This window comes from Syntrophobotulus glycolicus DSM 8271, from assembly GCF_000190635.1.
GTDB classification, from domain to species: Bacteria; Bacillota; Desulfitobacteriia; order Desulfitobacteriales; family Syntrophobotulaceae; genus Syntrophobotulus; species Syntrophobotulus glycolicus.
Genome location: NC_015172.1, coordinates 982,939 through 1,006,981, shown reverse-complemented (window position 1 = coordinate 1,006,981; position 24,043 = coordinate 982,939). Strand labels below are relative to the sequence as shown.

Genomic DNA, 24,043 nt, shown 5'->3' with positions numbered 1-24,043 from the left:
AGTCATTGTGCTTCCAAGAACATCTATCCGGGCCGCCAACAGCCTAACTGGGATATCCGACAGCATTACGGCGGCAAACTTAAGCCTTTCACATTCCCCTTCCCCGCCTGAAACTTCACTGGAGCGCCCGCATCGCCCGCATTCGATCCCGCACCAGCAGCGGGGAACGCAACAGAAGGATCTCCAAAAAGAAAAAGCTTTCCGGACATCCCTTCCACACTTCTTTCAAGCCGGATTAGTGGGTTTACCCCAAACAATGTACTGCTTCACCTGCCTTGAAAATACCAAAAGATGCCGGGTGCCTGCTGACAGCCTATTGTTTCTTAACCAGATAAAGAAGCAATACCAATAATGTGCATAATCCTCCACAGGTAATAAAGCTTGCATTTGCTCCAAATTTTTGTGTTACTATTCCGGAGAATAAATTCCCGATAGGGGTTGTTCCCGTAAATACCATAGAATAAACACCCATCGCCCGTCCCCTGTACTCGTCGGAGGAATTCAACTGAATGGTGGAATTGACGGTTGCCATAAATATCATGCTGAACAAACCGACTCCGGCTAAACTGAAAATAACCAAATAGTAATTCTGCAATAAACCTGTAAAGACTAAGAATACACTCAACAAAAGCGAAGTCTTCATAAGATTTTGCTTTTCAAACGTGATCTTGCTTCTTCCGGCAAAAATTAATGATCCAATCAGGGAACCTACCCCCATTGACGACAATAATAAACTATAGCCGCCGGCCTGTTGTTTTAACACCTCTTTTGCAAAAACCGGAATAATTACATCGCTGTTCATCGCAATGGTTCCGACAATCAACATGGATAATATCGCCTGGAATAAAATTTCTTTTGCGTAAATGTATTTTAAACCGTCTTTGATTTCGTGAAAAACGTTTTTTCCTTTTTTCCTGATATTCACATGATATGATTGAATCTTCATCAGACTAATCAGCACTGCAATAAAGCTAAAGGCATTGAAAAAGAAGCAGAACGTACCGCCAAAATACATTAATAGAAGCCCCCCCAAAGCCGGTCCAATGATTCTGGCAATATTCACAATAGATGAATTCATTCCGATCGCACAACCCAGGGCTTCTTTTCCGACCAGTTCGATGAAAAATGATTGCCGTGTCGGCATATCAAAGGTATGCGCTAATCCCAAAACCCCCGCCAATATTAGGATATGCCAGTACTGAATCCTTCCTGTCCAAAAAAGCACGGCAAGGGTAAACGCTTGCAGCATTTGAATGGTTTGGGTCAATAAAAGAACCCTTTTTTTGGGAAATCTGTCGGCGAACACCCCTGCAAAAAGTGAGAACAGCAGTAACGGCGTAAATTGAAAAACACCAACCAAACCTACGATGAATGCCGATTTTGTCAGTTCATAGATTACCCACTGCTGTGCCGCCCTTTGCATCCAGGTTCCGATCAGAGAAATACTTTGGCCGATTAAAAATATTCTAAAGTTCTTATGACGAAGAGCCGGAAACCTATTGATAAGAACCTTACCGCATAAATGATCCATAAGTAATCCGCCCATTTCCTCTGCTTAAATGCTTAATCCTTCAAATCTTCCTTCTTCGTGATACAAAAAGAAACCGGCTGCAAACAACGAAAGATATGTACTTAAATCTCTGAAGCTTGCAGCACGGTGAATGAGTTGCCAAAATAATCTAAAGATTACTTGCCTGTGTCATTTAGAAAATTGAGATTGATCCATTTATCTTTGTCAAAAACAGCGCTCTCATCAATTTCTTTTAAGCCTTTTAAAATCTTGACTGCGTTCTCTGTTCCTTCGGCATCAACCTGGAAACTAAGATCCCATTTTGCAATATCATTTTTATAATATTCTCTGACAATGCTTTCATCCAGCCCTACAAGGGTTTTTCCCTTGGCCACAAGCTCTTCAAAATTGTTTTTGCAATACTCATAAGACTCTCTGCTCGCTTTTAAGAAATCCGTTATGCTTTCCGGATGGTTTTGAATAAAATCATCGGTCGCAAAAATAAAGCTATGTTGATATTTGCCGTAAAAGTCTTCGGCTTTTGCCAAGACATGACCCGATCCGTCCGCTTCGATCTGGGATACACTTGGTTCGTTCGTCATGACCGCAGCAACTTTCCCGGACTTCAGGATCATGAAAGCGTCGGTTCCCCCGGTAGCGACAACCTTAACCTCACTGTCCTTCACTCCGCTTCCCTCAAGAACTTTCAGAAAGGATTGGTGATTGCCCCCGCCAAGAGCGCCGGTTGCCACACTTTTCCCCTTTAGGTCAGCAACCGTTTTCGTATCATTTGTTCCAACCAGTACAAAAGGATTCCCTTTCACCGGCGGGGAAGCAACAATTTTGATTGGCAGTCCTTTGGATATTCCGGTCAATATCGGGGTCCCGTAATTACCCATATCAACCTGTCCGCTGGCAACCCCCGCAGTGGCTTCCGCCCCTCCCTTTGGAAAATTAACGATTTGGAGGTCGATCCCATACTTTTTAAAGATCCCTTTTTCAACCCCCAAATCCAGATAGGCAGAGCTTAACCCCACGGCCAGGTTTGCCAGCCTTATTTTTACCGGCTCTTTACTTCCGGAAACCGCTTGTTTCGCGTTGCCGCCGCAACCGGTTATGGTCAATACAAATAAAGCAATGACCAAGAAAAAGGCTGTGCCATTCAACAAATTTTTCTTCATTAGCATAAACATCTCCTTAAATTATTTTTATCCCAGCATTTCAACAAATGCATTGATCCGATTTTGCAGTTGCTCCGATTGTTTTGTTCCGAACTCATGTTCAACAATTAACGTCGGCAGGCCTGTATTGCTTTTTATTTCATCCACCAGTGCTCTGGCAACAGCTGATTGGGTGTTGCAGCCCCAATTGTATAAAAATACGACGCCATCGGCCCTGGATTTTTTGATTTGTTCTATTGTCCACTGGGCGCGTTCTTTAATTGGTTGCTCGTAAGGATAAGAAAGGATTGCTTTAGAAAGATTATAGAACGGATCTCCCTCTTCCTCGACCAGAGTCGTAATATCACTCCAATGGTTGTCATTTCCTACGATAATTCCTCCGGCTGCTTCTGTTTGATATTCATTCGGAAAGACACAGGATCCGCATACAAAGATTCTGGCCGGATTATCGGCAACACCGTCCCCTTTGATTTTATTCTCAACCCTGTATTGTATATTGGCCTTCGCCTCGTGCAAAAGCCCCAGGCTCGCTTCAGGGTCGCCATGCAGTTCCATCCCCCCAAGCTGAAAAAGGTCTCTTCTATCTTTCCCGTTGGTTGGCGGTATTTGGGCGCTCCACCAAAGTTCCGCAATTTCAATGGCTAATTTTCTTCCTTCATTATGAAGCTTGATTTCTTTTCTCAGGTCCTCGGTTGTTGTTGTTTTTCCGGTGAGGTCGTCGATCGTTTCAATCAGCCTTTTGATATTTGCCGCAAAATATTCAATTGCCCATTCCTTGTCTTTTTGATGGTCCAGTGGGTAATCCGCCAGAAAGAGCTTCACATTTTTTTTGTTTCCGTGCCTGTGCGCTTCCAGCCCGTAAGAAACATCCGAGCAACGCAGGCAGGAGTATGGGGCTATCAGATCTACCGGAAGATTACCTTCCTGAATATGCTCATATCCAGCCGTATTGCAGGCTTCAAAGCTAATTGCCCGATAAGCCTTTTCTTTGTCATCCGCACTTCTGACCGCATCTTGATTCAAATCAAGACCTTCTTCTTTTCTTCGCGCCCATATTCCTGTACTGGCCGGTCTCAGGGCAATTGCGCCCGCGGCATAGTATGGATCGACGCTTTGTCCCCCCTGCACAAAGACCACCGGAACATCTTGTTCCTTGGCTTTCGTCATCCTGTCATTCATGGTCATCAGCAAATAATTGTGTTTCAGCGAGTACGGAAGATTGTCACCGGAGAATCTCCTCCCATACTCAGGGCTGTTGTCATAAAGATTTGGATATTTGACCGGTCCTATCTCCGTTAAGTAATGCCAGATTTCTTCCGGAGCTGTTCTGGAACCATCCCTGTAAATAATATCTGCCGTTTTCAAAAAGTCTTCCTTTAGCTCCTCCGGAAACTTAAATAGATTATTCAAATCACTCATACAAGCCTCCTATAAATTTTTATTTTTGATCATTTCCACAAAGGCTTCAACCCTTGTTCTAATGGCTTCATAATCTGATCCGGCGTATTCGGTGTGAATCTCCAATAGAGGAATATGATCCGCCGCCAGCACGTCTTTTGTTTCCTTGGCCTTAAACGTGTACGGGTCGCAATAGCGCAGTGTATGGTAGATTACACCTTGAGCCTTGTACGTTTCAATTAATTCCTTCAGTCTTTTAATTCTTTTATCTGTGTCCAGCTCCAGATACGGTAAGGCCCCGTGCGGTGTCCGGTTGATATAAGCGATAGCAATCCCCTGGATCGAATCCTCCTCAATATGAACATCCAAATAGGGAATGATTCCCGACCAGAGATCTTCACCGACAATTCTGCCTCCGACTTCGTTGATGATATTAATCAGCTTCTTATCTCCAGGCGGAATGACACTGCCTGATACAAAAATTCTCGCCCGGTCATCCGTTTCCGCAATGATCGCTTTCCCTTTTGCTTCTTCCAGCTCCCGCAGAACCTGTTCCAGAAGAAGAAGATATTCTTTTTTGTCGAGGAAATATCCCGCCTGGATCATATCATAGGTTTCTTCCCAGGATATCAATCTTTCTTCGGTTGCCTGGTTGTTATAGATTTTAAGAATTGCTTCTCTGATTTTGTTAAATAAGACAACCGTTTCCTGAAGTTTTTTCTCATCAAGCCGGTTGCCGGAAAGCTCTTCCAATCTTTTCACGAAATGCTCTACTTCTTTGGTAAAATAAACCTTTGCTTCCGGCCAATAGAAGTTTCTGGGCACGCCCAGTATCGCGACCGTTTTCTGAAAATAATATTGAAGGATTTCCGCCGTTCTGTATGTTTGCAGGCAAGTTGCGTCAAAGGCCAGAAAATCGGTATTTTTTACATATGGGTCCTTATTTTCTGCGAAAAGACCCACCGTCTCACGGACAAAAACACAATTCTTGGTGGAAATGTACCTGGCTCCGATTTCAACCAGCCTGTCGTCTCCGCCGGCGCCAATTCTTATCGGGAGAAGACCCAAGGCATAAATGAGTTCTTCCGGCAGGTTGTATCCTTGCCATCCTACCACCTTTTGCCCTTTCTCTCTGGCCTGTTCAATTTCGCCCGGTCTTTCTTGCAGACGTTTTCTGATTATTTCGATTGACTTTAACGTCATACTATTTGCCCCTTTTCCATAAATTTTCAGCAATTACAGCCGCCCCGATCGCGCCGGCCAGCTGCGGATCTTGGCCTGGTTCTACAATCTGCACGTTCAGCGCCTCCTCCAGCGCTTTCTTCATCCCAATATTTTTCGCCACACCGCCGGAGAAAAACACGTCGTTCTGAATCCCGACTCTCGAGAACATTCCCCCGACCCGATTGGCAATCGCGTGATGAATACCGACTATAATGTTTTCAGGTTTTTCTCCTCTGGCCAGAAGCGAAACCGTTTCCGATTCGGCAAAAACCGTACAAGTGCTGCTTACCGGCAACACGGTTGTTGCATTGAGTGACAGCGGACCAAGTTCTTCTAAAGGAACTTTGAAAACATTAGCCATAATTTCCAAAAACCTGCCGGTCCCGGCCGCGCATTTGTCATTCATGGCAAAATCAACAACATTTCCGTCTTCATCCAGCCTGATTGCCTTGCAATCCTGTCCACCCATGTCAATAATAGTTTTCGTCTGAGGATGAATGTAATGAGCTCCCTTCGCATGACAAGTAATCTCGGTTACCGTCTTATTGGCATATGGTGCGGAAATTCTGCCATATCCTGTAGCTACCACGTATTTCAGATCTTCTCTTTTTAACCCCGCCTTGGCGAGTGCCTCGTCAAGGCCCTTATTGCCGTTTTCTTCCGTGTTTATCCCGGTTCTTATGATCGTAGATCCCGCTATTTCACCATCAACAAGAATCACTGCTTTTGTTCCCAATGAGCCTACATCCACCCCTGCAAATGCTGTCACACTTGACATCATAATCAATCTCCTTTTCTCTTCGTTGTTTATCTTTCAACCAAATCCGCCCGGAATGATTTTAATGATCATTACCTCTCCATAAACTAAACCGTTTATTTAAGGCGAGAAGTGATCGATCCATAATGATTCCGGCTGCGGCAATGATAACCACGCATACAAATACCTTATCCACCTGAAATGTCGCTCCGGCATATTGAATCAAATACCCCAGACCTTCAGCGCCGCCAAATACTTCCGCCCCGACCACACCCAAGAGCGCACGGCCTGTTGCCAGCCTCAGCCCTGTGATCAGAAAAGGAACTGACTCCGGCAGCGCAATTGTAAAGAAAATCTGACGCTGATTCGCTCCGTATGCTTTGGCAACTGTCGTGAAATCCTTATCTAAATTGGATACCGCTGTTTGCATGTTCACAATCAGAGGAAAAACTGCGCTCAGAAAAACAAGAGCCAGTTTGGAGCCGACTCCCAAACCAAACCAGATAATGAAAAGAGGCATAAGCGCGATTCGCGGAGTTGTGTAAAACGCTGCAATCATCGGACCAAACGCAAGTCCGGCTTTCTTAAACCAGCCCAGCGCAATCCCGGCGGGAATACCTGTCACCGCTGCCATCAGATATCCGATCGCGAAGACCTTACTGCTTTCAACGATATGCGGAATAATTTCACCGTTTTTAAAAAGCTTTATTAAAGCGGTAAATATTCTTGCCGGAGAGCTTGCGAACATCGGATTAACCAGGTTCAAAGCACTGGAAACTTCCCACGTGATCAGAAGCACCAGAATAACACCTCCGCCAAGACCGATACTCTGGGTCAGATTAATCATTTGTCTTTTGATCATTGCTGCCTGATTATTAGATTTCATATTCTACATCCACTTTCTTTCTTGCCGAAGTATGAATCAGACTCCAAATTTTTGTAGAAAGCAGATCAAAATCCACATGCGCCCTTATTTCAGGAATCCGCGGTCTTGGCAAATCAATCTTTATTTCTTCTAATATCCTTGCGGGCTTTGCGGAAAATACAATTACCCTGTCTGAAAGCAGTACCGCTTCATCAATTTGATGAGTAACCATGAGTACCGTCTTGCGCGTTTTTTCCCATAGTGAAAGCAGTTCATTCTGCATTGTTTCTCTGGTTATTGCATCAAGCGCGGCAAACGGTTCGTCTAAGAGAAGCACTTCCGGTTTACAGACAAGCGCTCTGGCTATATTTACTCTCTGCTGCATCCCTCCGGAAAGCTGATAGGGGAAAAAGCTTTCGTATCCTTTCAAATTGACCATCTCAATATATTCTTCAGCATGGTTTAGGGCATCTTTATATTTCATCCCTCTTAATTCCAGTCCGTAGGTAATATTTCGAATGACATTTCTCCAGGGCAATAAAGAAGCTTTTTGGAAGACAACTGTCCTGTCCTGGCCCGGGCCGTCTATGGTTTTATCGCCTAATTTGATTGTTCCTCTGCTTGGTTTAACAAGACCGGCAATGGCATTGAGAAACGAAGATTTTCCGCAGCCGCTTAAACCGACTATTGTAACAAATTCGCCGGGATTAATATTAATGCTTACTTGCTCTACCGCATCAGTAATTGCTCCGGTCTTTGTATTTTCAAAACTTATTCCTAAATCAGACACGGAGAGCTTTTCCGTTTTCGGTTCGCTTATCCCACCTAGATTAAACATACTCTTCTTACTTAAACGAAGATTTTCGATCAATCCCATATCTTTCGCCCCCAAACATAAAATTAAAAGAGACCTAAAACATCATTCTGAGCAACTTCAGAAGGAATATTTAAATCTCCCATTGCTTGAGTCAACTTAAAAAACATTGTATTATTACTTAAATTGCATTAAAATATTAAGTGTAAATCTTCTATACTACATTATATCCACGTGTTAAGTATGTTTTTGAAATCATATAACTAAATCCCTTGTATGTCAATACTGTTATTCATATAATTTACTTATTTTTCATAAAAAATATGCGTTTAATTTAAACACATATTTACCTAAAACACTTAAATACTTACTTAATTTCTTTATTTTATTTCGTTATTTTTTTATTCTATCATTAACTGATATATGGAGGAATTATTTTGAAGAACAACAAAGTCACCATTAATGACATCGCCGCTGCTTTAAGCGTCTCTTCGGTTTCAGTCAGCAGAGCGCTTTCAGGTCAAACCGGTGTCGGAGAAGAATTAAAAAATAAGATAATTGAAAAAGCCAAAGAACTGGGCTATGAGAAAAGCAAAAAAGCTGATCAGTTTAATATTTTAGTCCTTCACCAAAAACCTTATAAGGAAGACAACAGCAACTTTAGCTCCATGGTTCAAGGAGTGGAAAAATTTTTGCAGAACACCAATTCCGATTATAGTGTAGAATTTGTAGACAACGACAACCAGAAGCAGCTAACCCTGCCCTATAAATTGTCTAAGGGGATTCAGTTTGACGGGGCCATTTTAATTGGCCGTTTCACTTTGAAGTACTTATCTTTTATTCAAGGAAAAATAGATAATCTTGTCTTCTTCACAGGATATTATCCCTCAGTTGATTGTGATTGTATTCGCTTTAACTTTGTGAACGCGGGCTACAAGCTGTGTGAACTTTTAATTAAGAAAGGACATACCAAAATCGGATTTATCGGCAACAGCAGATTTATTAGAAATAAAGAAAGCATTTTGGGCATTACTACTGCTTTAGAAGATTATAAACTCCCCTCCAAAAATGAATATTTTATCCCATCCGAAGCAGAATATTCCTCATCCCTTATCGAATTAATCCGTACCGCGAATCTTCCTTCCGCATTTATTTGCGAAGATGATATCAAGGCGGTTGAATTAATGAAGTTTCTAACTTCCCAAAAAATAAAAGTTCCCGGAGATGTCTCGGTTATCGGCAGCGGGAATACAGATATCTCAAGCCTTTCTACCCCCACATTAACGACTTTGGATCTCAACCTTGAGTATGCCTGCCAAGCTGTCGTTGAGACATTGTTGAAAAGAATAACCAATCCCAATAAACCATATGAAAACATTGCAATTTTAAGCAGCTTAATAGAAAGAGAGTCGGTAAAAAGCCTTAGATCATGACTCAGCAGGTGAAAAACTTGAAAAATAACATTTTGCTGAACTTCGTATCGGAAAATAAAATCACTTATCTAACCGGACTAACTTTTATGTTTTTGGCTTCTTCCATTCAGACCCTTTTCCCCAAAATATTGGGCAATACAATCGATTTATTAAAAGACGAAGCTTACGACAGAAATCGCATTCTTTGGGAAATCGGTTTGATGCTTCTGATTTCCCTTTTCACGTTTCTCTTTACCTATATTTGGAGAATGTTCATTATCGGGAATGCCCGGAAATTTGAATGCACGCTGCGGGAAGATCTATATAAACACTTTCAAACCTTATCTCCTGAATTTTATACCAAACGTAAAACAGGAGATTTGCTTGCTTATGCCATCAATGATGTGTTAGCGGTTCGAATGTCTCTGGGACCGGCTGCTGCTCAATCCATAAACGGAATCGTCATCTGCGCCTCTTCGATCTACTTCATGCTGACTTCGGTTGACTTCCGTTTAACTCTTTTGACCATAACCCCCATACCAATCGTCATTTTCCTGATCATTCTCATCGGTAAAAAGATCCGGCTGCGCTTCGGAACAGTCCAAGACCTCTTCGGTGAAATATCAGACAGGATACAGGAAAATATTTATGGTATACGCGTTGTAAAAGCTTATGTGCAGGAGGACCAGGAAATTGACAAATTTCAGGTTCTTAGCAGCAAAATGTTGGATGCAAATATAAAAATGGTAAAAACCTCATCTCTGCTTACTCCGATTATTGAAGGATGTTTCAGTCTCAGCTTTGTTCTGAGCCTTGTCTTCGGGGGCCATATGGTGTTAAGCGGGCAGATCTCCGTAGGAAATTTTGTTGCCTTCAACACTTACCTCGCCATGATCATGACGCCCATTGTTTCAATCGGACGCGTAATAAACTTTTTCCAACGGGGAGTAGCTTCTTTAAAGAGACTCGAAGAAATTTTCCGTATTCCGCCGAGTATTTTTGACAGTGAAGCTGCCATTCAGGGAAACATCGAAGGAACCATTGAATTTAAAAATCTTACTTTTTCTTACCCCGGCATGAAAAAACCTGCGCTTGAAAACTTAAACCTCAAAATCGAAAAAGGCAAAACCATCGGAGTCATCGGGAAAACAGGTTCCGGAAAAACGACCATTACCAACCTTCTTCTCAAACTTTACAATGTCGGTCCGGGGCAGCTTTATCTGGATAACATCGACATTAATGAATATTCTCTGGAATCAATCAGAAACAGCATCAGCCTGGTCCCTCAGGATACCTTTTTATTTTCGGCCAGTATTAAAGACAATATTATGTCCTTTAAAAATATCTATTCTGACGATGAGATAGAGGCGGCAACAAAGTATAGCAGCATATACGAAAACATCGCGAACTTCCCTTCCGGTTTTGACACAATACTCGGAGAACGCGGTGTGAATCTTTCCGGAGGGCAGAAACAACGTGTCTCCATCGCAAGAGCTGTCATCAAAAATTCTTCCATATTAATCCTCGATGATGCTCTTTCTGCTGTCGATTCGGTCACAGAAACTCATATCCTGAACAATTTCAGAACCTACAGAAAAGAAAAAACAACGCTCATCATTTCTCACCGAATTTCAGCGGTCTCTGATTGCGATGAAATCGTCTTGCTGCACAATGGCAAGATCTATGAACGCGGCACGCATCAGGAACTGATCGAGAAGGGAGGGCTGTATGATGAAATTTATGCGGAACAAAGCGAGAAGCATACCGAACACTGCCGGGAGTGTCAATAGCCTTAGAGAACTGCTAAAAATTTCCTCCCCTCAAAAAAGCAAGCTCTTACTGGCCTGCGTTTGTGTTGTGATCGTCAACACAGCCGTGATCTATAAGCCGATTATCCTCAAGTTTGTTATTGATGATTTGTTCATTGGTCAAAAAGCACAGACCGGTTTCTATTCCCTTACGTCAATCGGAATAATATATTTACTCGTTTCTTTAACCGGAAGCCTGTTCGGTTACATTCAGGTGAATGTGATCAACGCAGCCGGCCAGCAAATGATCAAAGCTTTGCGGGAACGCGTCTTTCAAACCATCCAACTGCTCCCGCTGCATTATTTGGACAAAACCTCTTCCGGGAGACTGATCACACGAGCTACAAATGATATTTCAGAAATCAGCGATATGTATACCGATGTATTAATGAACCTTTTCAACGACATCTTTTTACTTACCGGTATTTTATATGCCATGATACATTTAAACCTGGAACTGGCTCTGGTCGCCCTTGCCGTAATCCCCCCCATGGCCGCTCTCGTCACTGTAATCAAGAACAAAGTGCGAAGAAACTTTTTTACGGTAAAGCATATTATCGGAAAAATAAACAGCTTCATGGCTGAGAATATTTCCGGTATGAAGATCATTCAAATATTTAATGCGGAAAAAGAAAAAGAACAGGAATTTAAAAAACTGAATCAAGAATATTTTCAGTCCACAATGATCCAAGTCAGGCTTAATAGTTTTTTGCGGCCGGCCTCAGAGGTTTTTCAAAGCCTTTCTGTCGCCATCCTGATCTGGTACGGCATGGGCCAAATTTCCAATCACCATATCCAAATCGGTCTTCTTTATGCCTTTACCACTTATGTCAAACAGTTCTTCAACCCCATTGCAGACCTTTCTGAAAGATATACCAGCATTCAATCTGCCCTCGTCTCAACAGAAAGAATATTTGATTTGCTGAACCGGAAAGACATTTTGGAAGATTTAGATTCCGGAATCCCAATGGATGAAATAAAAGGAGATATTGAATTTAAAAATGTCTGGTTCTCCTATGATAACGAAAACTGGATATTAAAAGATGTCAGCTTTAAAATAAGCCCGGGTCAGAGTGTCGCTTTTGTTGGCGAAACAGGTTCCGGGAAAACAACGATCATCAGTCTTATCAGCGGCTTTTACAAAATTCAAAAGGGTGAAATTCTTATCGATGGCTTTAATCTCAATCATCTTAACTTAAGAGATTTGCGAAAAAATATTTCAGTTGTTTTGCAGGATGTATTTTTATTCTCCGGAACGATTAAAAGCAATATCACACTTGGCAATCCAATCGACGAAAGAACGCTCTCCGAAGCGATACAATACTCTTGCTGCGATTCGGTCATTGATTCCTTTCCTAATGGTATGGAAGAGCCTGTTATGGAAAGGGGGGCAACCCTCTCAGCAGGGCAGAGACAACTCATCTCCTTCGCCAGAGCAATCGCCCATAATCCCAGAATATTTATTCTAGATGAAGCAACAGCCAATATTGACACCAATACCGAAAAACTGATTCAAAAGGCAATTGAAAACACGGTCAAAAACAGAACCACCCTGATCATCGCCCATAGGCTCTCTACCATTAAAAACGCGGACAACATCATTGTTTTGAAAAACGGAACAATCATCGAAATGGGCAATCACAGCAAATTATTGCAAAACAATGGCTATTATGCAGAATTAGTCAGTGAAAACTCACTGACTAACAAGGTGTCTTGAACTCTTGCTATGATAAAAAAACCATTACCCCCAGACAGTGTCTGCCAATGGGTTAGAGCCTTGAGGCAAACATTTCTCTGGACAATGGGGTGCCCTAAGACAAATTTATGTGCTATTCTTTAAGAAAATCAATCATTTCAAGATTAAACCTTCCGCTCAAGTCCCTGTTTATCCTCCGTCTGACATCACCCCGTAAACAAATAAGGAGAAATGAGCACATGGTACAGGCGATAATAAAAGATGAAGCATTTTTGCGCATTCCCTCCGCCCCTGCCGCCGCGGAGGATTTGTCCGTAGTCCAGGACTTGCTGGATACCCTTTCCGCCAACGCCGGCTGCTGCGTGGGACTTGCCGCCAATATGATCGGCGTGGCCAAACGCATCATTGCCGTGACTGCCGAGGGCGGCTATCTGGTGATGCTCAACCCTGAAATCGTCAAACAAAGCGAACCGTATGAGACGGAGGAAGCCTGCCTGTCCCTTGCCGGCACCCGCAAAGCCAGGCGCTGCAAAAACATCAGGGTCCAGTACCAAGATACCGCCCTGCAAACCCGCCTGCAAAACTTCAAAGGCTTCACCGCCCAGATTATCCAGCACGAAATCGACCACTGCAATGGCATCCTCATTTAGAAGATAAGGAAAGAAGGCGGACTATGCGGCTGTTTCTCGCCATTAACTTTGACGCCCAGACAAAAGAACATATCCTCGCGGTGCAGGGCCGCCTGCGGGAGGCGGGACGCGGGAGTTTCTCGCATCCGGAAAACCTGCACCTTACCCTCGCCTTTTTAGGCGAGGTGGAGCCGCGGCGCGAGGCTGCGGCGCGGGAAGCGCTGGACAGCACAGCGGTCCCGCCCATGAAGCTGATCTTTGACCACGCCGGACGGTTCCGCCGCGAGGGCGGCGACATCTGGTGGCTTGGGCTGGGAACGAACAAAGCGCTGATCACCCTGCAAAAAGAGTTGAGCGCCCACCTGCAAGGCAAGGGCTTTATCCTGGAAAACCGCCGTTTCTCTCCCCATATCACCTTGGCAAGGCAGGTGCTTCTCCACAAAGCCCTTGACGAGAGCCAACTCCTGGGAATCCCCTTTGGGACGGAAGCCGATACTGTCAGCCTGATGCTGTCGGAGCGTGTCAATGGAAAGCTGACCTACACCCAGCGCCATGCGGTCAGGGGCAAACGGTAGAAAGGTGAACAAATGGAACGGAATTATATCAGCAGCGTACGGATGCGGTCACCGGTGGATGAGCACTCCTATCTTTGCCGTTTGCCTGTGGTCCGGCACCTTTGGCACTCACTCCGATTTCTATCGTCACCTGACCCTTTCGCGGAGCGCCTATCCTAAGGACGGCTTCTTTTTGAGGGCCGAGAGCTTTTATAATGCCGCCAGTTATCTGGATGAGGTTTATGAAGCGCTTATCCTGGCGCGGAGGTATACCAGCTGTCAGAGGACGCCATTTCTTCTGTGGACTACCGGGAAACCGAGCATTATCAGCTGACCCGCCGCTTTCTGGAAAATCCTGAAAAGATGCTGCGTTATTTATTGGACGAATAAAGAGACTTGCTGTTTCAAAAAAGACATGAAGATGAATATCCATAGCTGGAAGAATAGCTGCTGGCAAAGGCCGGTATTACCGGTGCTGCTAAAATTGAATAATGATTAAGCTGCGGCAACAATAAAGGCAGGCTGTGCGGAAAAGTCACACGCCTGCCCTTGTATTTGTCCTTACGGCTCTAATATTTCCTTCACCCGGCCAACCTGTCCATCCTCCAGCATCACCTTGATGCCGTGGGGATGAGCGCTGCTCTTGGTCAGAAGCCTTGCCACTCTCCCCTCAGTGAGCTTTCCTGTTCTCTGGTCCGCTTTGAGCACGATTTTCACCCGTGCGCCCACGGTGACATCCTTTCGGTTTTGTCCGTTCATCTTTTCTTGACTCCTTTTCCTCGTGGAATCCCATTCCGCTTTTTTATGGGTGAGAGAGCCTGAGCACTCCCGAATGTGCATATGACTAAACTATTATTTTATCAGATATATGCGATAAAATCATGATCGGTCAAGCCATGACGGATCAATCTGATTTGCGAATGATTTCTGCCGGGATCTGTTGAGCGGTCTCACCATCTCGCTGATTTCCCCGCAGCACGCTAAGAGGCATTCCTCTGTCTCCGAAGAATGCCTCGTTTTCTGATCCGTTTCAGATTGTACTGGTACCGGAATCACAGCCGCCGCTTTTTTCAGCACCGGTGAATGACAAGTTCAAAAACATCCGGCCTTGCATAATGCCCGGTCGAGTCAAAATCCATCCGGCTGAGAGGCACCTGATTCATATCCAGCTCCGCAGATAAGATCTCTTCCTTATTCCATACCGGCTCAACAAGATACTTTCCAAATGGATCGACAATGCAGCTTCCCCCGGGGCACAGTTCTTCCGGCACCACATCAAGTTCCTGCTGATAGTGGAATTGGTCCGGATACATCGATTTCGTCACAAACTGATTGCAGCCAATCACAAAGCATCTTCCCTCTGCGGCGATATGTCGCATGGTACACTGCCATTCCTCCCGGTTATCTGCTGTGGGAGCCAAATAGATTGTCACCCCTTTTTGATAGAGCGCAGCACGGGCCAGAGGCATATAGTTTTCCCAGCAGATTAAAGCGCCGATGGTTCCGAACTCCGTGTCAACGGTTGCCGCCGCTCCCTCATTGCCGTCTCCCCAGATACAGCGTTCCATACCTGTCGGTTTTAATTTCCTGTGCTTGGCAAGGATTGTGCCGTCGGGGCCAAAAATCAGAAACGTGCAATAAAGCGTACAGTTATGCGCATCCCTCTCAGAAATTCCTATCCCGACATGCGCAAATCAGATTTGAATTTCATCCATTTTATATTTCCAATGGTAAACGACAGGAACCTCATTAACTTCATCCAGATATCGGTAGATTCTATCGATGAGTTCTTCTTTAGATTTTACTCTGATGCCCTTCAGGCATACCCTTGCTAACTTTCCGAAGAAGCTTTCTATTAGGCTTAGCCATGATCCGTGTTTTGGGGTGAATACAAATTCAAACCTTCCTGGTCTGCTAGCCAAATATTTCATGGTTTCTTTCGAAGTATGCGCACTATGATTGTCAAGTACAATCTTTATTATCAAATCTTTATCATATTTCCCATCCAATATTTGCAATGATAAATAAAAAATCATTTTATGACTTCGCTGAGCTTTTGTCCTGTCGCATAAAGTGACAACTCGAGTCCACGTTTTCCTTTTTTCTCAACAGTTGCATAGATGGATTTCGTTTCTTTTAAGCGAATGAGTACGTTTTGAGCGCTACCAAATGAATTTAGTTCCAAATTGGAATATTTCTGTATATCACCAATATGCAAGGCTGCCCTTTGCCCATCTACCTTGCCAATCAAAAGCAGCGGAGTCCGGTTTTGCCCAGCCTTGAAAATCCATTCAGGAATAAACTGCACCCAGTCATTTGGCAAATACACGGTGGTTTTAAGAACAACATTCTCGCTCCTTCCACGTGCAAGTGGTTTTTTGTCTGGAATGGTATTGTCAACAGCACGCAGACGCGTTAATGTAAAGCCAAATTTTAATTCGACTTCGTCGCCGTTTTGATTGATTGTCTTATCTGCGGTACGGGGTTTGAAGAATACCTGTCCCTCACTCTTATATTGCTTTTTGCTTAAATCTACGATGCTTTTATCGACATCAATCCCACCCACAATTTCATCTGTCGAAATGTGTACGATTCTTCCTTTTACCCAGCTAACCATAGCATTGTCCCTAATCCCATCATGTGGAGCCCAATCACGGTCTACCAGGCAACCCATTCCGGTTTTTCCAGATGTATAGTAGTCTAATATCCACTCTTCGTTTCTGTTCGTATCATTGATACTATTGTTCATTTGGAGCAAATCCCAGTCTTTTTTCACATTTGCTGCGGGTTGTTTGCTTAATAGAGAGATGACATACATATAGTAAAAAGGTCCGATCTCCCGGCTATATCGCGACGATTTCTTCTGACCGTTGATCAAAGCAGCCCAATCTAGTGCTTTTTGTTTAGCTTTAGCAAATGGCGTATCGTCAAGTTTAGCGAGTTTAAACCATATTTTATAAAGGTAATTCTGTTTCCTGCCATAATACCCAAGTGCACTGTCAATACTACTGCGCACTTTATCTAAATCAATTTTGTTTTCATATAGCGACAGGTAGTTATACGTTTTGGTTTTTTCGTCATAGTATTTGTTTAAAATGTAATAGACCCTCTGGGCGTATGCCTGCTGGAGCGAAACCGGATGCTCTTGGGCGCTAATTCTTAGCCGGTCAATATAGTTGTTGAGATCCTGCAGCATCCTGATGTTGTCCTTTAACATATAGGTGTAGCGGAAATCATTAGCGTAAGTGTTGAACAATTCGGATGCTTCTTTGCTGAGTTCATATTGCTCCGCGTCATCAATCAATTGGTTTGCTTCTTCGATGATATCCTGTTGCACCCAACTGAACTTGATGTCGTCCAGCTTCTCCGGTTTATAGTCATCCTTGAGAAAACCAAGCATATTGAAAACATACTTTAGAACCAAAGCATATAGGGACATCATGGATGGCAACGCATAATCCAATTTTCCCAGCTGAACACATTTTCCGTAATAATCTATGGTTGTATCGAATATACTTTTTATATTTGCGATATTTTCATCGCTATTGTCATCCGGAGAGTTCTCAAAAAGATTTTTGAGTTTTTTACTCCAACAAACACCTGCCATATGATACAAATCTTGAAAACCCTTTTGTGCCTCCGGATTATCCTTGTCTAGTGTCATCAAGGATAATTCGGTATATTTATCCATCATGGACTCATCATAGCAATCGCTGTTGCGGTAATACCGGGCGCACTGAGCCCAAAGTCTAGCACTCAAGTTAAGAATATGGCTGTAATCGGTGGTTTCATCCTCATCTATGAGGGTCTCGTTCTCACTAATGTATCCCGCGACACGGCTTGCCACCTTCTCCAATAGTTCAATTCCTGAGCTCCTTAATGTAACCTTCATCACAGCTTCAACTAAATTTGTCATATTGCCGCTAGTTTCTTCAGAATAATTCCTACTCTTACGAGCAAACAACCATGATAAGCTTTCGGTTGTGGTTTTGTCGGTCAGCACTGCCAGCGTCGATTCTACAAAATCGCAGCTCATTTCAGCAAGGCTATATTCCCAAGAATCACCTTTCAACCAACGCAAAATTTCTGTGGCAAACAATGGGTGGATGCACCGCACGCTTTCCGGAGGGCCTGATTTAGCCGAGGGTCTGAACAACAACAGCTTGTCGTAATTCTGCATAACGGTTTGGAACGCCTTGCTTTCTCGCGACACGCCATCCGCATGATAAATAGAACTAATGAACCTAATGGAGAGTTCGTGATCGGTATATTTTGAATAAAGCGATACATATGTCAATATCTTTACAATATTCTCAGGTAAAGTATTCTTGTCAATAAACGAACGGACATATTGCTCAGGTGTCTTGAAATTTTTGTCCATGATATACATATTGATTATCATGGGAGTTTGATGCGATTTTTCAATATATCTATCAAGCTCATCGACATGGGAAATCATCTCTTGCTGCGTGTCATAAAGGGCAAGAGCGCATTTCATACACCTTATTTTGATAGCATCAATGCCATCTGAATCCAGCTTTGGAAGGGTATACACATTTTTTCCAACTCGGCTGCTATGATTCCGTTGAACAACAAGTGCCGCAATTGGGAAGTTTTGGTGTCTCATGAGCTTGACAAATTCATCAATGTCATCATCGGACACACCGTGAGCCGAATCGACCAAAATCAGAAACGGTGTATTTTCGAGCGCTCTATATAACGAACTGATACGGTTGTTGAGCAACTTACTGTCAAAACGCTTCAAAATCGCTACGGGAAAATCTTTATGGATATCCCATGCAATACGTCGTCCTAGTGTCGTAGCACCGACTCCCGGCTGATGTAGAATAAAGAATGTATTTTCTACTTCCGGGTTGGTCGTAAATGAGCTTCTGATCCGCTGAACGAGTTTCTTATGCGTATCAGGTGCGATATCCGTGTCGCACTTATTATTTAGTGCAGACCACTCCGCTAAATGCCCACGGTAAAATAATTCCTCTCCATCTCTGGACGCCTCCATTCCGACATCTAAATGCAATAGCTCAAAATAATCTTCCACTTCTTTTATGATGCCGTTTCGGGAGATCATCTTTTCCACCTTGTCCCGCAGGATAAACCGATAACTATCCTTGCTTTTCTTTTTATTTTCAGTAGACCTATAACCGGAAAACATATCTCTGTTTTTATAAATCTCGCTAAAAAACGTACTTAACTCACAATTCCAAGTCATGCACATGGTTTCGTCAATCCAATCGGGCAAAGGAACCTTCGCATCAAGTGCATCCTGCACCAGTATCACCTGTATGTTTATATCTATTTTTTTAAAAATCTCATGGATGATTTGTTGGCTGCTATTATCCTGACTAAACGCCTCCGCAAGACTGACAATGACAGCAGAGTCGTAATTGCTGAGATATTCTTTTAAAAACTTACGTATGACGTTTATTTTCCTCTGCTTCATGGTGAGATTTTCTTGCGCTTTATCTATATTGATGTGGTTGCTTCTTGCCTTGCGCAGCTGTGTGGTCAATGCATCAAGGCTTTTTTCTGTATCTTTATTAAGCGATATATCTCCATCCGAATAGTTTAAATACGGAATTCTTTCGACATTTTGAATCATGGAATAATTGTTCTCATCTGGTTTGATTGCAAATATAGGAATGGTTTTTTTGCCGCCGCTTTCTATAATTTTTTGCACACGGCTCGAAGCAGCGATATTATACCTTATCTTGCGATTGCCGTCATACTCCCAATTTCCAATGCCCCGGCCATCTAAATCTATGATTACGTCCCAAGGCAAAGAGAGTAGTAGTGCTGCATGATCGTCCGGTATAGTCCAAATGGAGTCCATAATAAGGATATGAGCCGGTGGTGCCCACACTTCATCAAATTTGATATGCTTTAAAAAGTGCCCAAATGTCTCTTGCTCAAGCTCCCGAACATCGGGCGGCACTATATCATTGAAATCAGGGTCAACCATTCGAATAAGCCGCTTTAAGTTTTCAAACAGGCTCTCATAATGTCGCGCTTCACGGATAATTCCCTTATGAGTCAAATCATTGCGCACATCTTTTGTTGAAACAATTTTGTCGAGCTCTATCTTTTGGATTGCTGTATAGTCAATTGCTAGACCAGGTACTGAGCCCCGTTTTGAACCGGTTGATATCCTGTGCAGATCTCTGGAAAGACTAATGAGTGTCGGGAAGCCTTTACCTACTGGTTGCTCTTCCAATTTTCCTGCCAAGATTTTCATTATGGTTTCAAATGCGCCAAAGAGCGATTCATGGCAGAGACGACAGGTTGCAAGCAAATTTTGTAGATTATCCATTTCGGTAAAGTCCAGCCCGGATTTGAATAGATTGACCATGTTGGTAAAACTCTTCATTGCGTTTCTATAGTCAGCTTTTACACTATTCATTCTTGAATTGAGTGTTTCGCCAGAATACATTTTGCCCCCTCCTAGTGCATATTTTACGGTAAACTACCATCGAACAAACTGCGTAGTATTGCTCTTAGAACCTATGTAAACCCGCCCAATTGTTCGCCATTCGGACTATATCCTACTTGCTCGTCGGTTAATACCCGTTCTTTAGATTAACATCTTTCTTATATCTACTATCCTTGGCCTTAACAGCATCTTTTGGTATGGCCCAAGCATTTCCGAATATAACGGCGCTGAGGATCTTCCCTTGAGCGCATAAAACTTACACTCTGCTCTGCATGATATCCCATTTTTTTGGATGCTTCTCTCGCAGTCATATAGTCCATAACAATAATCCTTCACAGGAAAATATTACATGTCCTAATTATATATCCATTACGCGAGCAATAAAATAAGTTGGTACTGCCACCGCATAATGTCCATTAATTGACGGTGTTAGGTGTCCCAAGTTAGACAGACATTTTGACCAAATCCGTCAAAATCGATCCAATTACCTCCAAAAAGTTATTCCAAGTTTATTCCTTGTTTTTCAATCATGTATTCCTTATATGTGCTGTAGCTCCTCATACCCCGTGCTTTTCGAGTTTTTCCTAATATAGTATTATCAATCCTTTTTTGAAGGAACGTATATAAGTTTTCAAGACGTTCATTAGAAGTTTCATCCCACTTAAAGCCTATCTCTCTTTTTATTGCATCATAGATTAAAGAATATTTCATTTTTCCCTTTCAGGATTAATATTGGCCTTTTTAAAATCATGATATATGTCGATCAAATGCTTGATATAGTTTTTCATATATGTATTACTACCAATACGGACCTTTCTTTACATTTAACTTTTTAGGGGCTTTAATTGTAATATTATTAACTATTTTTGGCAAGTAAAAAATGTAGCACTCCTGAAATTCAAATATGCAGCACCCCAGTTTCCAAATTTAACAGTTTATGGATGATCTGGTGGTCTGTAACTGGGGCCGGTAAATACAAGCAAATGACTGTGATGAATAAGCCTGTCAATAATAGCGCTGGTCATTTTCTCATCAAAGAATATCCCGTTCCAGTGACTGAATTCCAGGTTAGTTGTAATATTACGCTCCGTTTCTCATAACACTCGGCGTACTCCTATTCCGAAGTCCGCAGTGGTCCTCCCGGGTTCCGTGCTACTTCCATTTCACATGAGCGTCATCCAGATTGTAGGTCTGATTGATGAGGTCGCGCATTCCCAGCTTTCCTTCGCCCCTGACGGCGCAGCCTGTGAAAGCAATTCGGTCGTGTTCATTCATCTTGCTTATGCGCCGCGCCAGGAAGTTCAATTCTGTAAGGGAAAAGGTTTCGGGAATGAAGCTCAGTTCCTCCCCCTGAATATTGAAGCACTCTACGATTTGGTATCCCTGTCCGTCCCTGATTCGCGCCTAATCCATGCAAGATGGTATAGCGGGAACTCTGGATGCATGTGACGTTCTCGCTGTTGACAAATCCCGGATTGTTCTTAATCCAATCCAGGTCCGCGACAGAGATCTTTTCGGGTTCTCCCTCCCCGTAGAGGTAGGATTTTAAGTTGACTGTAATGTAATCGGAGCCACCGCAGTCCTCGACAAGCTCTTTGTTGAGTCTCGAATCTTGAATCTCCTCAGCTTCTGGGATGCCGCCCATAAATCCTACCTCGCCAATACCGGTATCGGTTTTCAATCCCACTACTGAAAATAACTTACTCACTTATATCCCTCCCATCTTAGGACCGCCGTATCCAGTATAGAGGACCTTTTTTCAATTCCTGTTCTGTCTCAGGGGCGTAATTTTTATCACTATCCCAGAAGCTGACATAATTTATGCTATCCGGTGTTTTAATTGGGCGCTGTTCTAGCACCGCACCGTACCCGTCACTATTCTGTCCGGCCACAAATTCCAAAAGCTCCGCGGTTTCTTCTGCTGAAAGAGCTTCCGATAACCCGGCAGTCATACACCCCACAGCTGGCCATCACTGACCTCCACTGAAGGGTAAAGGCTATATACCTTTTTATTGAGAACTTTGTTCTCAATGTTTTCAGCAAGGCCCCGGTCGTTTTCAAAAAGACGGGGGTTATCATTAGTAATGGCGGTAAGGATGGCATCCTCATACAATACAGCTTCCTCGGAACTAATACTAATTTGCATTTAAAACATGGAAAGTATCCATTTCCAACCCATTATGCCTTTAACTCTCTTATCATCAGTTTCTAGATCATGCAAAATGTCACAGAGTCTAGTTTCAACATCTTTCATGCACTTGAATATCTCGTTGAAAAAGCCTTTCTCTCTAACCTCATCCCAAATATTTTCAACAGGATTCAGCTCAGGGCTATAAGGCAGAAGCGGATAGATTTCCATGTTTTCTGGAATTTTTAAAGTTTTAGATCTCTGCCATGCAGCACAGTCCATGACCATAACAATATGATCTTCAGGAAACCGGTCGGATACTTCTTTTAAAAACACATTCATACAATCAGTATTGGCATACGGTAACACCAATGAAACCATCTTCCCGTCTTGTGGTGAGACTGCGGCGTAGGCGTATGTATATTCTCTTACTACTTGGCAAGGGACTCTCGGGCAAATCCCCTTAGGCCACCAGCATAGTTTAGGTTTATTGATACGCCCAAAACGTCCTTCATCTTGAAACATCAGACGCAGTTTTTTGTGCTAAAATTTACCAGTTCACTTATTTTGTCCGTGATTTTTTTTGTAAGCCTCTTGCTCTTCTGGTTTGGATTTCGGATGTTTACTTCTTGGAACTATTTTTCTCCAGTTATGTCTGGAAAGCATCCTATACACTGTTGCGGCAAGAACACTATGTCCGATCTTTTTTTCATAGGCCTCATTTATTTCAGCCACAATCAGCATTTTCCCTTGTTCTGCTTTCTTCAAATATGGTTCTAATAATGAGTTCTCTTCTTCTACACTCAAGTATCTTTTATTACCGCCTTTTCTTTTTTCTCCAAGTATACCGTTAAGGCCTTCTACAAAATATTTTGATATGATATTTCCTACGGCTTTATAGTTATAACCTACGATTTCACTGATTTCATGTAACTTCATATTTTTCTCAAATCTTAATACTAAGCATTGAAGTCTTTTGTATTCGAAAGTATTTTTGCTCTTCTTTGACGCTTCTAATATTTCTTCTTTTTGGGCTTCGCTAAACTGGTATTTTGGCATAATATCAGCACCTTCCTTGTTTAATATTATACCATATATACCTAAATATTTCCATATATTATACGCTAATTAGTATGAGTGGAATTAACCCGCAGGAGCAGATTGCCTCCGTCAACCAGAATCCTCTTTATTTCCTGAACGATACCGAGAGTCTCCGTCCAGGCAAAATAGTGCAGGCATAAGTCGGCAATGACAATTTCTGCCCTATTCGTCTCAAAGGGAAGTCCGTCGAGCATGTCAAAAACCCTGGTTTCTGCCCCGGATATCTGCTTTTTTAAGCGTTCTATGGCAATTTCAGAGATATCACAAGCCAGGACCTTATAACCTCTTTCAGTCAGATACAGGCTGTTATTCCCCTGCCCACAGCCCAGATCAATGATGTGGGTATCTTTCGCTTTCCCCAATATGTCTTTATATTTAGCCAGCCAAAGATCATAGACGGGTTTCTCTATCCGCTGCTTTCGGTATTCATTATTCCAATATTCTTTCGGGGTGTTCATCTTTTGCCCACTCTTCTTTCATCTGCAAACAAGAGTCCTGGTTATCCCGTCCGCCCTCTG

Annotated in this window: 25 protein-coding genes; 6 read left to right on the top strand and 19 right to left on the bottom strand. The window is 42.9% G+C overall.

All coding sequences use genetic code 11. The features are described 5' to 3' along the window. Window positions 1-313: 313 nt before the first annotated feature. The 7 genes from SGLY_RS05155 to SGLY_RS05125 all read right to left on the bottom strand — a co-directional run bounded on the left by SGLY_RS05155 (window position 314) and on the right by SGLY_RS05125 (window position 7,812). Window positions 314-1,531: an MFS transporter gene (locus SGLY_RS05155; RefSeq protein WP_013624226.1), complete on the bottom strand. Its 1,218-nt coding sequence runs from the start codon at window positions 1,529-1,531 to the stop codon at window positions 314-316. Between the two features lie 155 nt (window positions 1,532-1,686). Beyond that, entirely contained in the window at window positions 1,687-2,691 is a 1,005-nt protein-coding gene (locus tag SGLY_RS05150) for an ABC transporter substrate-binding protein (RefSeq protein WP_041444660.1), read from the bottom strand. Between the two features lie 27 nt (window positions 2,692-2,718). Then, window positions 2,719-4,110, bottom strand: coding sequence for a 2-hydroxyacyl-CoA dehydratase subunit D (locus SGLY_RS05145; protein WP_013624224.1), 1,392 nt, complete (start codon window positions 4,108-4,110; stop codon window positions 2,719-2,721). Between the two features lie 9 nt (window positions 4,111-4,119). After that, on the bottom strand, window positions 4,120-5,292 hold the full coding sequence (locus SGLY_RS05140; protein WP_013624223.1) for a 2-hydroxyacyl-CoA dehydratase subunit D: 1,173 nt from the start codon (window positions 5,290-5,292) through the stop codon (window positions 4,120-4,122). A gap of 1 nt (window position 5,293) precedes the next feature. Then, window positions 5,294-6,094: an acyl-CoA dehydratase activase gene (locus tag SGLY_RS05135; RefSeq protein ID WP_013624222.1), complete on the bottom strand. Its 801-nt coding sequence runs from the start codon at window positions 6,092-6,094 to the stop codon at window positions 5,294-5,296. A 58-nt stretch (window positions 6,095-6,152) separates the two neighbouring features. Next, complete coding sequence (locus SGLY_RS05130; RefSeq protein WP_013624221.1) at window positions 6,153-6,956, bottom strand: ABC transporter permease; 804 nt, start codon at window positions 6,954-6,956, stop codon at window positions 6,153-6,155. Next, complete coding sequence (locus SGLY_RS05125) at window positions 6,946-7,812, bottom strand: ABC transporter ATP-binding protein (protein ID WP_013624220.1); 867 nt, start codon at window positions 7,810-7,812, stop codon at window positions 6,946-6,948. The genes SGLY_RS05130 and SGLY_RS05125 overlap by 11 nt, the downstream gene beginning before the upstream one ends. A 374-nt stretch (window positions 7,813-8,186) precedes the next feature. On the opposite strand from SGLY_RS05125, the gene SGLY_RS05120 reads away from it, so the two are divergent. The 6 genes from SGLY_RS05120 to SGLY_RS17455 all read left to right on the top strand — a co-directional run bounded on the left by SGLY_RS05120 (window position 8,187) and on the right by SGLY_RS17455 (window position 14,182). Further along, entirely contained in the window at window positions 8,187-9,182 is a 996-nt protein-coding gene (locus tag SGLY_RS05120) for a substrate-binding domain-containing protein (protein WP_013624219.1), read from the top strand. An 8-nt stretch (window positions 9,183-9,190) separates the two neighbouring features. Next, window positions 9,191-10,951, top strand: a complete 1,761-nt coding sequence (locus tag SGLY_RS05115; protein WP_427916610.1) for an ABC transporter ATP-binding protein — start codon at window positions 9,191-9,193, stop codon at window positions 10,949-10,951. Beyond that, a complete protein-coding gene (locus SGLY_RS05110; RefSeq protein ID WP_242822978.1) occupies window positions 10,890-12,686 on the top strand; it encodes an ABC transporter ATP-binding protein in 1,797 nt (598 codons plus the stop codon). The genes SGLY_RS05115 and SGLY_RS05110 overlap by 62 nt, the downstream gene beginning before the upstream one ends. 218 nt (window positions 12,687-12,904) lie before the next feature. Then, window positions 12,905-13,315, top strand: coding sequence for a peptide deformylase (locus SGLY_RS05105; protein ID WP_013624216.1), 411 nt, complete (start codon window positions 12,905-12,907; stop codon window positions 13,313-13,315). Between the two features lie 23 nt (window positions 13,316-13,338). Further along, window positions 13,339-13,869, top strand: coding sequence for an RNA 2',3'-cyclic phosphodiesterase (gene thpR / locus SGLY_RS05100; protein WP_013624215.1), 531 nt, complete (start codon window positions 13,339-13,341; stop codon window positions 13,867-13,869). Window positions 13,870-13,927: 58 nt separating this feature from the next. Further along, entirely contained in the window at window positions 13,928-14,182 is a 255-nt protein-coding gene (locus tag SGLY_RS17455) for a hypothetical protein (RefSeq protein WP_242822977.1), read from the top strand. Between the two features lie 227 nt (window positions 14,183-14,409). Here SGLY_RS17455 and SGLY_RS05090 read toward each other — a convergent pair whose 3' ends face one another. From SGLY_RS05090 to SGLY_RS05045, 12 genes are all read right to left on the bottom strand, one after another. Continuing rightward, complete coding sequence (locus tag SGLY_RS05090) at window positions 14,410-14,607, bottom strand: YwbE family protein (protein ID WP_013624214.1); 198 nt, start codon at window positions 14,605-14,607, stop codon at window positions 14,410-14,412. Between the two features lie 311 nt (window positions 14,608-14,918). Beyond that, entirely contained in the window at window positions 14,919-15,521 is a 603-nt protein-coding gene (locus tag SGLY_RS05085; protein ID WP_345786555.1) for a nitrilase-related carbon-nitrogen hydrolase, read from the bottom strand. Window positions 15,522-15,542: 21 nt separating this feature from the next. Further along, window positions 15,543-15,884, bottom strand: a complete 342-nt coding sequence (locus tag SGLY_RS05080; protein WP_041444655.1) for a transposase — start codon at window positions 15,882-15,884, stop codon at window positions 15,543-15,545. Further along, the gene (locus tag SGLY_RS05075; protein ID WP_013624213.1) at window positions 15,881-20,296 is read right to left on the bottom strand and encodes a hypothetical protein; all 4,416 of its coding nucleotides are present in this window, start codon (window positions 20,294-20,296) and stop codon (window positions 15,881-15,883) included. Before SGLY_RS05075 ends, SGLY_RS05080 begins: the two co-directional genes overlap by 4 nt. 498 nt (window positions 20,297-20,794) lie before the next feature. Then, window positions 20,795-21,007: a hypothetical protein gene (locus SGLY_RS05070; protein WP_052298612.1), complete on the bottom strand. Its 213-nt coding sequence runs from the start codon at window positions 21,005-21,007 to the stop codon at window positions 20,795-20,797. 224 nt (window positions 21,008-21,231) lie between these two features. Then, complete coding sequence (locus tag SGLY_RS18625) at window positions 21,232-21,321, bottom strand: ATP-binding protein (RefSeq protein WP_427916603.1); 90 nt, start codon at window positions 21,319-21,321, stop codon at window positions 21,232-21,234. 127 nt (window positions 21,322-21,448) lie between these two features. After that, window positions 21,449-21,571 (bottom strand): hypothetical protein, encoded by a 123-nt coding sequence (locus SGLY_RS18505; RefSeq protein ID WP_282432416.1) that lies wholly within the window; start codon window positions 21,569-21,571, stop codon window positions 21,449-21,451. Next, on the bottom strand, window positions 21,564-22,004 hold the full coding sequence (locus SGLY_RS05065; RefSeq protein ID WP_013624212.1) for a hypothetical protein: 441 nt from the start codon (window positions 22,002-22,004) through the stop codon (window positions 21,564-21,566). Before SGLY_RS05065 ends, SGLY_RS18505 begins: the two co-directional genes overlap by 8 nt. 16 nt (window positions 22,005-22,020) lie before the next feature. Further along, the gene (locus SGLY_RS18620; protein ID WP_052298611.1) at window positions 22,021-22,248 is read right to left on the bottom strand and encodes a hypothetical protein; all 228 of its coding nucleotides are present in this window, start codon (window positions 22,246-22,248) and stop codon (window positions 22,021-22,023) included. A gap of 194 nt (window positions 22,249-22,442) precedes the next feature. Further along, window positions 22,443-22,949: an IS630 family transposase gene (locus SGLY_RS18240; protein WP_013624211.1), complete on the bottom strand. Its 507-nt coding sequence runs from the start codon at window positions 22,947-22,949 to the stop codon at window positions 22,443-22,445. 33 nt (window positions 22,950-22,982) lie between these two features. Next, window positions 22,983-23,483, bottom strand: coding sequence for a helix-turn-helix domain-containing protein (locus SGLY_RS05050; RefSeq protein ID WP_013624210.1), 501 nt, complete (start codon window positions 23,481-23,483; stop codon window positions 22,983-22,985). A gap of 65 nt (window positions 23,484-23,548) precedes the next feature. Beyond that, window positions 23,549-23,983 (bottom strand): class I SAM-dependent methyltransferase, encoded by a 435-nt coding sequence (locus SGLY_RS05045; RefSeq protein ID WP_013624209.1) that lies wholly within the window; start codon window positions 23,981-23,983, stop codon window positions 23,549-23,551. Window positions 23,984-24,043: the final 60 nt, after the last annotated feature.

Bases quoted from the DNA above. Each gene is read 5' to 3' on its own strand.
- SGLY_RS05155 (WP_013624226.1), bottom strand. From the start codon at position 1,531: ATGGATCATTTATGCGGTAAGGTTCTTATCAATAGGTTTCCGGCTCTT.
- SGLY_RS05150 (WP_041444660.1), bottom strand. From the start codon at position 2,691: ATGAAGAAAAATTTGTTGAATGGCACAGCCTTTTTCTTGGTCATTGCT.
- SGLY_RS05145 (WP_013624224.1), bottom strand. From the start codon at position 4,110: ATGAGTGATTTGAATAATCTATTTAAGTTTCCGGAGGAGCTAAAGGAA.
- SGLY_RS05140 (WP_013624223.1), bottom strand. From the start codon at position 5,292: ATGACGTTAAAGTCAATCGAAATAATCAGAAAACGTCTGCAAGAAAGA.
- SGLY_RS05135 (WP_013624222.1), bottom strand. From the start codon at position 6,094: ATGATGTCAAGTGTGACAGCATTTGCAGGGGTGGATGTAGGCTCATTG.
- SGLY_RS05130 (WP_013624221.1), bottom strand. From the start codon at position 6,956: ATGAAATCTAATAATCAGGCAGCAATGATCAAAAGACAAATGATTAAT.
- SGLY_RS05125 (WP_013624220.1), bottom strand. From the start codon at position 7,812: ATGGGATTGATCGAAAATCTTCGTTTAAGTAAGAAGAGTATGTTTAAT.
- SGLY_RS05110 (WP_242822978.1), top strand. From the start codon at position 10,890: ATGATGAAATTTATGCGGAACAAAGCGAGAAGCATACCGAACACTGCC.
- SGLY_RS05105 (WP_013624216.1), top strand. From the start codon at position 12,905: ATGGTACAGGCGATAATAAAAGATGAAGCATTTTTGCGCATTCCCTCC.
- thpR (WP_013624215.1), top strand. From the start codon at position 13,339: ATGCGGCTGTTTCTCGCCATTAACTTTGACGCCCAGACAAAAGAACAT.
- SGLY_RS17455 (WP_242822977.1), top strand. From the start codon at position 13,928: ATGAGCACTCCTATCTTTGCCGTTTGCCTGTGGTCCGGCACCTTTGGC.
- SGLY_RS05090 (WP_013624214.1), bottom strand. From the start codon at position 14,607: ATGAACGGACAAAACCGAAAGGATGTCACCGTGGGCGCACGGGTGAAA.
- SGLY_RS05080 (WP_041444655.1), bottom strand. From the start codon at position 15,884: ATGATTTTTTATTTATCATTGCAAATATTGGATGGGAAATATGATAAA.
- SGLY_RS05075 (WP_013624213.1), bottom strand. From the start codon at position 20,296: ATGTATTCTGGCGAAACACTCAATTCAAGAATGAATAGTGTAAAAGCT.
- SGLY_RS05070 (WP_052298612.1), bottom strand. From the start codon at position 21,007: ATGAAATATTCTTTAATCTATGATGCAATAAAAAGAGAGATAGGCTTT.
- SGLY_RS18625 (WP_427916603.1), bottom strand. From the start codon at position 21,321: ATGACCAGCGCTATTATTGACAGGCTTATTCATCACAGTCATTTGCTT.
- SGLY_RS18505 (WP_282432416.1), bottom strand. From the start codon at position 21,571: ATGAATGAACACGACCGAATTGCTTTCACAGGCTGCGCCGTCAGGGGC.
- SGLY_RS18620 (WP_052298611.1), bottom strand. From the start codon at position 22,248: ATGACTGCCGGGTTATCGGAAGCTCTTTCAGCAGAAGAAACCGCGGAG.
- SGLY_RS18240 (WP_013624211.1), bottom strand. From the start codon at position 22,949: ATGTTTCAAGATGAAGGACGTTTTGGGCGTATCAATAAACCTAAACTA.
- SGLY_RS05050 (WP_013624210.1), bottom strand. From the start codon at position 23,483: ATGCCAAAATACCAGTTTAGCGAAGCCCAAAAAGAAGAAATATTAGAA.
- SGLY_RS05045 (WP_013624209.1), bottom strand. From the start codon at position 23,983: ATGAACACCCCGAAAGAATATTGGAATAATGAATACCGAAAGCAGCGG.